1 protein-coding gene is annotated in these 838 nt (G+C 63.7%); it reads right to left on the reverse strand.

Annotation, left to right across the window (positions count from 1 at the left end; all coding sequences use genetic code 11):
- The coding region (gene nadC / locus EOA60_RS35240) for a carboxylating nicotinate-nucleotide diphosphorylase (protein WP_128312746.1) at window positions 1-714 on the reverse strand (714 nt) is incomplete at its 3' end.
- Window positions 715-838 lie beyond the last annotated feature (124 nt).

Consider the following 838-nt stretch of genomic DNA (forward strand, 5'->3'; position numbering starts at 1 on the left):
GCCACCGACCATGCCCACGGCCTGGGCAAGGTCTTCGACCGACATGTTGTCGAGGAGCACGGCGTCGACGCCGACTTGAAGCGCCATTTCGAGCTGGTCCAGCGTGTCGACCTCGACCTCGATCTTGACCATGTGACCTATGGCGGCGCGCGCCCGCTCGATTGCGGTGCGAATGTCGCCGGCAATGGCGATGTGGTTGTCCTTAATCAGCACGGCGTCGTCGAGCGCGAAGCGGTGATTGGCGCCGCCGCCGGCGCGCACGGCATATTTTTCCAAAACCCGCAGCCCCGGTGTCGTTTTTCGCGTGCAGACGATCTTGGCGTTGTGGCCGCGCACGGCGTTGACGAGCGAGGCTGTCGCCGTTGCGATGCCGCTCAGCTTGCATAGAAAATTGAGCGCGGTCCGTTCTGCCGTAAGCAGACTGCGCGCCGGCCCGCTCACGATAGCGATGGTCTCCCCGGCGGAAACCTTGCCGCCCTCGGGGCAGCGCAATTGCATGCTGATGCCGGGATCGACCAGCAGGAAGGCAAACATCACCAGGTCGAGCCCCGCAACCACGCCCGCCTGCCTGGCATTCAGCGCAAGCGTCGCCTTGCAGTCGGCCGGGATGATGGCGTCGCTGGTGATATCGCCGGCTCTGCCCAAATCTTCCAGCAGCGCATTGCGCACGATGGGCTCCATGATGATCTGGGGAAGCGGCGCAAGCAAACTCATATCAACGGCTCCATTCGGCTCTCTGCCAGTTGAGCGCGACGGCACTCTCGAAGGCTGCGCACAGCGTCAGCCTGGTGGGGAGGGCGTTAGCCTCGCGTATTGGGAAATCGGACCGGTAATGCGA

Source organism: Mesorhizobium sp. M1A.F.Ca.IN.020.06.1.1 (genome assembly GCF_004023265.1).
Lineage (GTDB): Bacteria > Pseudomonadota > Alphaproteobacteria > Rhizobiales > Rhizobiaceae > Mesorhizobium.